At 61.0% G+C, this 10261-nt stretch carries 11 protein-coding genes; 7 read left to right on the top strand and 4 right to left on the bottom strand.

Annotation, left to right across the window (positions count from 1 at the left end; all coding sequences use genetic code 11):
• The first annotated feature begins 579 nt into the window (after positions 1 to 579).
• Positions 580 to 1578: an aldo/keto reductase gene (locus JO015_15195; protein ID MBW0000443.1), complete on the top strand. Its 999-nt coding sequence runs from the start codon at positions 580 to 582 to the stop codon at positions 1576 to 1578.
• 137 nt (positions 1579 to 1715) lie between these two features.
• On the opposite strand, the gene JO015_15190 is transcribed toward JO015_15195, so the two are convergent.
• Positions 1716 to 2624 (bottom strand): iron permease, encoded by a 909-nt coding sequence (locus JO015_15190; protein ID MBW0000442.1) that lies wholly within the window; start codon positions 2622 to 2624, stop codon positions 1716 to 1718.
• A 450-nt stretch (positions 2625 to 3074) separates the two neighbouring features.
• Here JO015_15190 and malE point away from each other — a divergent pair, with 450 nt between their 5' ends.
• The 4 genes from malE to JO015_15170 all read left to right on the top strand — a co-directional run bounded on the left by malE (position 3075) and on the right by JO015_15170 (position 6488).
• Positions 3075 to 4232 carry a maltose/maltodextrin ABC transporter substrate-binding protein MalE gene (gene malE / locus JO015_15185; GenBank protein ID MBW0000441.1) on the top strand — a complete coding sequence of 386 codons (1158 nt, stop codon included), beginning with the start codon at positions 3075 to 3077 and terminating at the stop codon, positions 4230 to 4232.
• A 96-nt stretch (positions 4233 to 4328) separates the two neighbouring features.
• Positions 4329 to 4745 (top strand): hypothetical protein, encoded by a 417-nt coding sequence (locus tag JO015_15180; GenBank protein ID MBW0000440.1) that lies wholly within the window; start codon positions 4329 to 4331, stop codon positions 4743 to 4745.
• 205 nt (positions 4746 to 4950) lie between these two features.
• Positions 4951 to 5817 (top strand): Rieske 2Fe-2S domain-containing protein, encoded by an 867-nt coding sequence (locus JO015_15175; GenBank protein MBW0000439.1) that lies wholly within the window; start codon positions 4951 to 4953, stop codon positions 5815 to 5817.
• Positions 5818 to 5924: 107 nt separating this feature from the next.
• Positions 5925 to 6488, top strand: coding sequence for a GNAT family N-acetyltransferase (locus JO015_15170; GenBank protein MBW0000438.1), 564 nt, complete (start codon positions 5925 to 5927; stop codon positions 6486 to 6488).
• 12 nt (positions 6489 to 6500) lie between these two features.
• Here JO015_15170 and JO015_15165 read toward each other — a convergent pair whose 3' ends face one another.
• Positions 6501 to 7382, bottom strand: coding sequence for a DUF1003 domain-containing protein (locus JO015_15165; protein MBW0000437.1), 882 nt, complete (start codon positions 7380 to 7382; stop codon positions 6501 to 6503).
• A gap of 163 nt (positions 7383 to 7545) precedes the next feature.
• Entirely contained in the window at positions 7546 to 7860 is a 315-nt protein-coding gene (locus JO015_15160; GenBank protein MBW0000436.1) for a hypothetical protein, read from the bottom strand.
• A 680-nt stretch (positions 7861 to 8540) separates the two neighbouring features.
• Between JO015_15160 and JO015_15155 the strand changes: the two genes are divergently transcribed.
• The gene (locus tag JO015_15155) at positions 8541 to 9479 is read left to right on the top strand and encodes a hypothetical protein (GenBank protein MBW0000435.1); all 939 of its coding nucleotides are present in this window, start codon (positions 8541 to 8543) and stop codon (positions 9477 to 9479) included.
• A gap of 132 nt (positions 9480 to 9611) precedes the next feature.
• Positions 9612 to 9989: an STAS/SEC14 domain-containing protein gene (locus JO015_15150; protein MBW0000434.1), complete on the top strand. Its 378-nt coding sequence runs from the start codon at positions 9612 to 9614 to the stop codon at positions 9987 to 9989.
• Positions 9990 to 10105: 116 nt separating this feature from the next.
• On the opposite strand, the gene glgC is transcribed toward JO015_15150, so the two are convergent.
• The coding region (gene glgC, locus JO015_15145; GenBank protein MBW0000433.1) for a glucose-1-phosphate adenylyltransferase at positions 10106 to 10261 on the bottom strand (156 nt) is incomplete at its 5' end.

Below are 10261 nucleotides of genomic sequence, written 5' to 3'. Positions count from 1 at the left end.
GCCTGTTTTTCGGTGCGATCTGCGGACTCGCTTACAGCTTCCCGCGCTATGCCCCGGCGCTCTGGGTCCTGGCCTTCGGCCTGGCCGTAGCCGGCCCCGTCCTGGTGGCACGCGCCGCGTAGAGGGCGTTCGGAGTTCGGAGGTCGGTCACACGGCGGCCGCAGCGGGGAATGGCGGGCACAACGTAAGAGTTCACACGGCGAACACGGCGGGCCACGGCGACCACGGCGGGAAGAGGGGGAAAGAGTTTGGAGTTCGGAGTTCGGAGTTCGGGGTTCGGAGCTCGGAGGCGTCGTCGAACCGGGTCCGATCTCCCGCGAGGGTCACGTTCACACGGTGGGAAGACAGAATAATCCGCAGAACACGCAGAGAACGCACAAAAAATTCCAAACACTGGACTTGACACTGGCAGGCGGTGCCCATGATGCCACTCCGAACTCCGAACTCCGAACTCCGAACTCCGAACTCCGAACTCCGAACTCCGAACTCCGAACTCCGAACTCCGAACTCCGAACTCCGGCCGTCACCCGGCCGGTTTCCCGGTTTGTGCGTGTCGCCGATCCGTGGCATTGGACCGGTATGGATTACGTGACCCTTGGGAACAGCGGAATTAAAGTTTCCCGTCTCTGCCTTGGTTGCATGAGCTATGGAACCAGCAAATGGCGCGACTGGGTACTGGACGAGGAGGACGCGTTGCCGTTTTACAGGCAAGCCTGGGAAAGCGGAATAAATTTCTTCGATACGGCGGATATGTACTCGGCCGGTGCCAGCGAAGAGGTCACCGGGCGTGCATTAAAGAAGTTGGGGATAAAACGGGAGGAGGTCGTTGTTGCCACGAAGGTTTACAACCCGATGGGCGAATCCCCGAACGAGCGTGGCACCTCCAAAAAGCACATCAAGCATTCAATCGATGCGAGCCTCCGTCGGCTCGGGTTCGACTACGTGGATCTTTATCAGATCCACCGCTACGACGCGAGCACGCCGATGGAGGAGACGCTGGAAGCGCTGACGCAGGTTATCAAGGACGGCAAAGCGCTTTATATCGGCGCGTCCAGCATGTACGCGTGGGAGTTCGCAAAATTCCTCTACCTGGCGGACCGGCATGGCCTTGCCCGGTTCATCTCGATGCAGAACCATTACAATCTCGTTTACCGGGAAGAGGAACGGGAGATGATCCCGTTATGTCTGGAAGAAAAGGTCGGGCTCATCCCGTGGAGTCCCCTCGCGCGCGGTTTCCTGGCGGGAAACCGGCAGCGGTCGGAAGCGATCACGACCCGGGCAAAAACGGACGATTTCGGCCGGCAGATGTACGATCAGGAGGCGGATTTTGCCATCGTCGATCGAGTCACCGAGATCGCCAAAAAGCGCGGGGCGAGCAACGCTCAGGTGGCTTTGGCCTGGATGCTCCGGAAACCGGGCATCACCTCCCCGATCATCGGGGCGACCAAGACGCACCACCTTGAGGATGCCGTCAAGGCGCTGAGCCTGCATCTTAGCCATGAAGAAGTGAATGCGCTCGAGGAACCGTACATTCCCCACCCGGTGCTCGGCATGAGCGGTCCGCGGACTAAACGATAAGGAGGTTGGTGCCGGTGCTTCGGAGAACCTGACGGCCGGGGCGGCAATGTCAGGGGTGGGACTTCTTGCTCTGGGGAGCCGATCTACTCTACTCCCCACCGCAGGAGCTCAATCGAAAGGCGTGCAAGGCGGCGCAATTAGGCCGTAGCGGCCACAGCGCCGACGGGCCGTTTGTGGCTGCGCGCAACGAAGTACGATCCGATAACCAAACCAGCCGCAAGAAGCTGGCCGGTTATGGTTTCCACGGTCGGGTACACGGAAAACCAGGTGCCGCACCAGGCAGGCAGCATGTCCGTCAACGGTTTGATCTCGGTCGTGGAGATCCAGTGGGCCAACTGCATTTCCTGGACTTGTTCGCCGACCATCACGATCAACACGCCTCCCAGCATAATGCCGGTAAGGACCAGCATCTTCCGGTACGGCAGCCGCCGGTGCGCGACGAAGGTCAGGACTGCGACCGTTCCGGAGAGCAGAAGGCCGACGGCGGAGCCGGCCATGACCAGTTCGTTCCCTAACCGCAACCGGTAGCTTTGGAGAAAGAGCACCACTTCGAATCCTTCCCTGTAGAAAGATGAGAACCCGAGCAGGGCCAATCCAAGCAACAGACGGTTCCGGCTCAGCAGCGCGTCGTCAACGTGCCCGAGGAGCTCTTTCTTTTTCCGGTTATGAAGGGTGATCCATCCGCCCCAGTAGAATTTGTGAAAAAACCAGTTCATTACCACCAGGAGCACAAGGACGGCCAGCAACCCGGTGGCAGCCTGCAGGTTAAGTGCGGAAACGTTCTCCGTCAGATCCTGCAGAATACCGACCGCGATAAACCAAGTTGCAATCGTCGCGAGAAAGCCGATTCCGGCGCCTGCGGCCACCGGACGTGTATGGACCCGGTTCTCGCCGATCATGTTGGCGGTGATGGCGGCCAGAACCAGGATGCACTCTAACCCTTCCCGAAACACCAATACCGCGATGTCGAGCATGGCCGCCGCCGGGTCACGGCCATTCGCCACCGGGTCCGGAGCGCCCTGCGCCGTGGCGCCTTGCCAGATCAGGATTGAAATCACCGCGAGGGCAGAAAGGCCCAGCAGCCAGCGAAACGTGACGGACAACTGCAGCGGTTTAACGGCTGGCGGCACCAGGGACGCGGAACAAGAGGCGCTGTTCATTGGTGAGAACTCGTTACGCGACAATTGAGAATGACTCTCAACAGCAGTCAATCAAATTCGTCCGCAATTGTTGTGAGGGCGTTAAACCGCGTTTTTTTCGCTCATTCGGCAAAGCTGCCTTCCGGCTGCGTACCGTCGTTTGAGCGGCACACCTGCAGACGGCGCAGTAACCCGTGCAGCGGACGGCCAAACCGTGCATACTGAATGGGTGAGCAGCAACACATGAACCCTTTTGTTTCAGCGGGCGTTTGCACCGGCCGTTGTGGCGGCAGGCTTAAGAGGCAGCGCGTTTCCGTTCTCCCCGGATTTCGATGTTTGGCGCGGTTACTTGCCGCGGTGTTACCATTCCTGGGAGCGCAAAACGCCTGGGCGTGGAAGAACGGCGAGCTCCTGGTCTGGATGGACAATGAACGGGGCCGGGCGGTTCAGGCGCTTGGTGACAAGTTTGATCGTGACCTGGGCATCACAGTCACCGTCGAGACCCCGGAAAAACTCACCGATTCCTTCCCGATTGCCGCGCAGGCGGGGAAAGGACCTGACATCGTGATCTGGGCGCACGACAAAGTCGCCGAATGGGCGGACAGCGGGCTGATCGCGGCGGTTACGCCGGCTGCGGAGTTCACAAGGAATTTTTTTCCCCAGGCCTGGCAGGCGGTATCGCATGGGCAGAAGCTCTGGGGTTATCCGATTGCGCTCGAGACGGTTAGCCTGATCTACAACCGCAAGTTCGTGAATGCGGACCCGCCCACCCAACTGGCACAAATTCCGGCCCTGGCCCAGCGTCTCCGCCAGCAATATCCCGGGGTTCAGCCGATCTTATGGGAGTACACGAGCGCTTATTATTCCTGGGGGCTACTGGCGAGTGCGGGCGCGTACGTCTTCCAAAAGCACGCTACGGAATATGAGGTCACGAAAACGGGCGTGAATACTCCCGGCGCAGTTGCGGCGGTTTCCCAGATTAACGCGCTCATCCGGGCCGGCATCCTTCCACCAAGCGTCGTGTACAGTTATACCGAGGAACTTATGGGCCAGGGCAAGCTGGCGATGATGTTCTCCGGCCCGTGGTCCTGGGCAAATCTGATCGCGAAAAATATTGATTTTGGAGTGGCCCCGTTGCTTGGGATGGATGGCCACCCGGGACGTCCTTTTGTGGGGGTCACGGCCGCCTTTTTCAACTGTTCCAGCCCAAACCAGGATCTGGCCCAGGCGTTTCTGGAACGGTACGTCGTAACTCCGGAAGGAATCGCGGCGATGAATCGCGCGAAGGCGGTGGGGGTGCCGGCGCTGACGCAGGCTTACGAGACCCTGGCCCGGACTGATGCCCGCGTGCGTGAACTCAAAGCATGCGTCGACCACGGTGAGTTAATGCCGAACGTGCCGCGAATGGGCCGGTTTTTCACCGCGCTGACCACGGCGCTGCAATTGGCGACTCAAGGCCGGACTTCACCGGAGGCGGCTTTGAACGACGCCGCAGCCAGCATCACTTCCGAGTAGGGACCGCGGGCCTGGAATGATGCATGCCGACAAGCCAGGTTTTCCTCTTGCCACCCCGAGGTTTCGCGTCGAAAACAAGCGCAACCCTTGCAACTCATGAAACCGTTCCTCATTCTTCCCTTTCTTCTGGTTACTGCCTCCGGGCTCATCGCCGCGGAGCCGATCAAGTTCGTATCACCGGACCAATCCAGCGTGCTGGTGGTCGATAAGTCGGGGCGCCGAGACCTCATCGAGCTCAGATCCGGCAAGACCGTGCACCGGCTTTTTGAGGAGAACCTGGATTCGACCTTCAAACCCAAACTTGCGAAGGCATTCGACGCTTCGCTGAACAAGGTGGGCCGGATCGTGCCACCGACGTTCACCAGTGCCCGCTGGGTTTCACCGGACGAAGTGGAAATCAAGGGTCGATCAAGCGTGATCATCAACAATGACAACGGCGATGCGTTCTCCTTTACCGCGTCGGTTACGAAATCGGGCACCGTCAGGGACGTGACGGTCACGCCGGTCAAGTAGGCGCCGGCCGGGCCCGGCGGTCGGTACGAAGCGATGCCCGGAGCGCGGGGCCGAACGGGGGTTGGAGACCCGCGACGGCTCCGTGCGCCGATCCTGCAATTCGGGACAAAGCGCAAACGACTTACAGCCGCCGGTATCCTGGCCTGCGTTTCCCTAACGTAAACGGATAAATCGCGGCTTCTGCCTGCGTGACGGGAGAGACCCCATGAGACCATCCCTCGTTTCGGACTTCATCGACCGGCAGCCATGGCTCGAACCCGCCGAGAAGGCGCTCAGTGCGCTCGCGGCGGCGACGGTCAACCGTGGGGGCCGTCCCGTGCGCAATTTCCTGCACGGCAATTGGCTTGGCCACCCGGTTCACGCCGCGATCACCGACGTGCCGGTGGGCGCATGGAGCACGGCTGCGGTCCTCGACGCAGTTGAACTGGCGAGTGGAACTCAGGTGTACGCCCCCGGGGCTGATGCCGCCGTCGGTATCGGTCTGGTCGGGGCACTGGGGGCGGCTACGAGCGGCTTGTGCGACTGGAGCAAGACGGACCGGCCGGCGCGCCGCGTGGGCGTTCTGCACGCATTGTTCAACGCGAGCGCGGCCCTCTGCTATGCCGCTTCGTGGCTGCAGCGCCGAAGCGGCAACCGCCAAGCGGGAATCGCCAGTGGAATGACGGGGTTTCTGTTCGTTCTCGCCGGCACCTACCTTGGGGGGCATTTGAGCTACGATGAGCGCATCGGCGTGGACCATGCGCAGCGGGATGCACCGGACGAATGGTCACCGGTCATCGCTGAAGGCGATCTGCCGGAAGCCGAACTCCGGCGTGTGCAGGTGCGCGGCATAAGCGTTCTCCTGGTGAGACGCAACGGGCGGATTTTTGCGCTCGGCGAGAAGTGCGCGCACCTGGGGGGCCCCTTGGCCGAAGGCAAACTGGAAGGCGACAGCGTGGTTTGTCCCTGGCACGGCTCCCAATTCGCGTTGGAGAACGGCCGTGTCATCGACGGCCCGGCGGTGTATGCCCAACCCTGCTACGAAACCCGCGTGCGCGATGGCCGGATCGAGATCCGGCCCAGGAGGAATTGACGTCAGCCGTACTCGAAAGGGAGCCTGGGCGCAGACGCAGGTCCCCGGGTGCAGGGAACGGATCTTATTGGTCCCCTACCCACCTTGCGGACGGCAAGGGCTCGGTGATGCCGACGAAAGCGGAGAGACAAACGGTAGCGTGGTCTTCCATCGTGACCATCAGACGGGCGGACCGGGGCGATGCACCGCGAATCGCGGCAGTGCACGTGGAAACCTGGCGAACCGCGTACCCGCGTTTACTGCCGGAATCGGTGCTGGCGAGCCTTTCGGTGGAAGCCGAGCGGGCCGAATGGGAACGCATCCTATCGAGTGGCCCTACCGAAACCTGGGTCGCACTCGTTGACGACGTTCTTGTGGGATGGGCCATCCTGGGTCCGCCCCGGGACGATGATCTCGATCCTGCCCTGATGCAGGAACTTTACGGGCTGTATCTGTTACCGCGGTACTGGGGCCGCGGAGTCGGCCGGATTCTCTGCGAGATCGCAGAAGGCCGCATGCGCGAGCGCGGTGCACGAACCGCCGTGCTTTGGGTCCACCAGCAAAACCAGCGCGCCCGGCGCTTTTACGAGCGGCGGTCATACTGCCTGGAAACCGGCAGGCCGAAAACCTTCCCCTATGGCGGAATCCAGGCTCCCGCGATGCGTTACCGGAAAGCGCTCACCGGTCTGTGAATAAGCGCATTCTCAGGCAAGTTCCGCGCCGGAGTCCGGCCCCGGCCCATCGGGGTGTCCGGGGACCGGATTCTCACGGATCAGATCTTCCAGGTCACCAACCTTTTCGTGGAGCAGATTGAGCTTGCGCGCCAAGCCGTGGATGTCAGAAGCCGCGCGACGGTTGACGTCATAATCCAACTCCCCACGCAAGCGGTCTTTCGCATCCTGCCGGTTCTGACTCATCATGATGACCGGCGCCTGAATGGCGGCCAGCATGGAAAGAAAGAGGTTCGGAAGAATAAAAGGGTATGGGTCCCACGCCGCCTTGCCGATAGCGATGTTGATTCCCACGTACACCACGAGAAACACCGCAAACGAAATGATGAAGGACCAGGATCCGCCGAAGCGCGCGACCGCATCCGCGACGTTATCTCCAAGGGTGGATTGCTCCTCAATAACGGCGTTCGGGTTGCGCGTGGAACGGTTGCGAACGAGTTGCTGGGCGGCGTGAAACTGGCGTCCGAGCGCCGTCAACAGGTCAATGCCCGCCATCGGCTTACGTTGAAACAGCACGGTAAGATCGTGACGGTCAACCTCAACGCAGACGGTCTCTTCCAGGGCGACGGCGCCGGTCTGGTGAGGCGTTTGGTCGATCATTGAGGCAAACCCGAAAAACTCACCCGAACCGGGTTGATCAACCACGACTTCCTGCCCGTCCTCATCCACGGTGCTCACCCGGACTGCCCCGGAAACCACGACGTAAGCACTCGCGGATGGATCACCCAGCTTGTAGATGCGCTGGCGCCCTGCGAACTTGTTGATGGCGATCTGCCCGGCAAGGATGGCAAGTTCCTCGTTATCCAGCAGAGCAAACAAGGGCACACCTTTCAGGACCTCTGGGTTACAAGCCATCGAATGTCTCGTTAAGGGTAGTGTTTTGCCGGCCGGCGCGCCGTCAATTACCCCCCACTTCGATGAGACGCCGGGGCTGCACCGGCGGCGGCCGACTGCCATGTAAGCCTGCCGTGCCACGCCAGCCAAACACAATTTTCAACAGATGACGTTCGCCCGTGCTTCAGACCTCAACCGAATGTACCGGTGACTCGAAGGTAAATTGAAAGATTTCCGTCCCCGGGGTGCCCAGGGCGTCCGGGGTTGTTTTCCGGAAGAATCGCAGGGTAATGGCGTTAAGGTCGCGCGTAATCTGGCATGCGTCGGCCCGCAAATCCTGAGGCACCATGTTCGGGCTTATCCTCTGAGTGAGCCGGAACCGTTGCAGCACAGCCTCGTCACTCCACCGAAAAAGGTCCTCAAAATCGAACACCACCGCACTCACCTGGCGAATGCATATCGTGGGTCGCTCGACCTTGGAAAAAGCGTCTCCTGCCATAATCTAGATTTCAATCGATTTACTGCGGTGCAGGGGCGCCGGTTTCCGCGAATGATTTGCCGCCCGGCACGGAAGTCGTTCCGGTACGTGCAGCCGATTTTCGCTGAGAAAGCATTTTTATTTTGACCCCGCGCCGTTCTTTTAAGCATCCCGGGTGCCACACCGACGGCCGGGGTCGGAGTCCGGCCTGAGAATGACCGGGGGCCTAAATGGATGAATTAACAAAAGCTCCTCGAATTAAGGAACTTACAGAAAGATCCTCTCCTGGAACGTGCCCCACGTCGACGACGAATTAATCGTTTTTTCGCGGTTCCGGTGCCCGGCCCGCTCAAGCTAAAGGCGTCCGGCGTACCGAAAGCGAGAAACCGGATCCCGCTTTTGGGACAATCGATTACCTCGTTGGGGCACGTGGTCGCGAATCAGCTGAATTTTTCGCGGTCGCCGGAGAGGGGGGCGACCCGGGTTTATTGAGCTGAAATCAGGTTGCGGAGAGGAGGCAGGCAGCGTATCTGGTCCCGCTCTGAGACGTGCACATGAATTCTAAACAGGCGTTATCTCACCCGAATGGGTGATGCCCCGGTACGTTGGCATCTCATAAGCTTTGGTACCTTGGCGTTCTACAACCTTCAGTTCGCAGCGCTTTGTAAATCCGGCGTGCCGACGGCGTGACCTTTACCCCTATGATTTTAAACCCATTTGAACAGCTCGAATTTTTCGTCCCGGAGCCTAGGCAAGCGTTCAACGCGCTTGTTGAAAGCATTCTTCGGGGTCAATTTGGCACTGGGGTATTGCACAGCTTCAGCAAGGAAGGCCGTATTCAGGTTCTTGAGCCCTCAACCGGATCGTCGAAGCGAGTAGCGGTTTACCAAGCGAAGTACTTTGTAGGGCGCTGGGAAAGTTACCAGCGCCGGCAAGTTCGCGAAGCCTTGCAGCGGGCTTTGCGTGATGACCAGGCGGTCTCCCGTTGGACGCTCTGCCTGCCTGCGCGCATGGCGGCCGAGGACCTCCGTTGGTTTAACGACTGGCGGAAGCAGCAACCGATCGAGGTCGAGGTCGTTGATGGAAACGATTTGCTCGCCAAGCTGAAGGGTCCGGGCGGACGCATGGCTCTCGAACAGGTGCAATCCTGGGGCGTGACGATTCCAGTGACGGAAACCGTCCAGTTATGGGGACGCCTGCGCGTCAGCCCAGCGGCCCCGAACTCCGGGTTGACCTACTACCTGTATGCCTCGGTTTACAATGGCGGCGGGCGCCCGGCCAAAGACTTGCGCGTCGAACTTAACCACTCGGCGACGCGCTGCTTGAGCTTGCGCCACGACGAAAGCCAGTGGCGGGCAGGGGGTCGAGCCCAGCCAAGTCCTCGGACGCTTCGGGCCTGCCGTCCCCTCCTGCCGGAAGAGAACCGGCTGGTCATGGTCATCCCGATCAGCCCGCAAACGCCGTTACCGGTGACGCTGCACTTTCGGATCTGGGCCCAGGACACTCCCTTGCTGGAGCAGCACCTCAGCCTGGATGCAAGGGTACTGGCGCAGACGTCCCAGTTCGACTTTATCACCGGCACCGGCCCGGAACTTCCTCCGACGCCCACCGCCGGCGGCCCGACCGCGGTTGCCGCTTAGGGTCAAAGGGTGAACGGCTTGGCAGCAGATTCATCCTTTCCGCCCGTGCCGATGACAAATCCGGGGCGTCTGCTTTCGGGCGGCCCGCGCCTTTTGGCTTGCTTAGCCCGTTAACCGGCGCGAATTTTTAAGGTGCTAACGCTTCACCTGGATGTCAGCGGCATTGCCGTTGTGCGTGTTTCAGAGTCTCTGTCGGCTGAGGATTACGAGCGCGTGGCGCTGCGTTTGGATACCTGCCGGCGCGTGCTGGTCGAAGCCGCGCGTGACTTCGAAGGCGCATCGACGGACGCGGCGTGGCAGGCGCCCGAAACCGCGTTGCCGGCCCGCCCGTTGCCCAAACGGGTTGCGGTAGTGGCCGAGGCTGACCCGGGCAGCGCGTTGCAGGCAACTTTTCACGGTCTGTTTCCCGGCGCCGAGGTCCGCTTTTTTGACCGCGGAAAGCGGAATGCAGCTGAGAACTGGCTTTTATCGTCGCCGCCTTCCGATCCTTTGCCCCCGGCCTACGGTTAGGAGGCGGAGCCGGCTGCAGCCGGCAACCTGCGAGGGCGCTAGCCGCTAAAGCAACAGGGCGCGGCCGGGGTTCGTCAGCCGCGCTCTGTAAAGCGACCTTTTGTCTCCTGGCACCGCTAGATGGTGGTGCCGTCGGGGATGATGGCGCCTTTGGGCACCACGACCACCCCGTCGCGGATGTACCAGCGGCCCTCCGGCCCGTCCAGGTTGGCCGGCTTGCCCGCCGGGCTCAGGCTCACCCCCGCCCCAATGCGCGCGTTCTTGTCCAGGAT

This window comes from Verrucomicrobiota bacterium (assembly GCA_019247695.1).
Classification (GTDB): domain Bacteria; phylum Verrucomicrobiota; class Verrucomicrobiia; order Chthoniobacterales; family JAFAMB01; genus JAFBAP01.
This window is presented reverse-complemented; position numbering and strand designations above follow the sequence as displayed.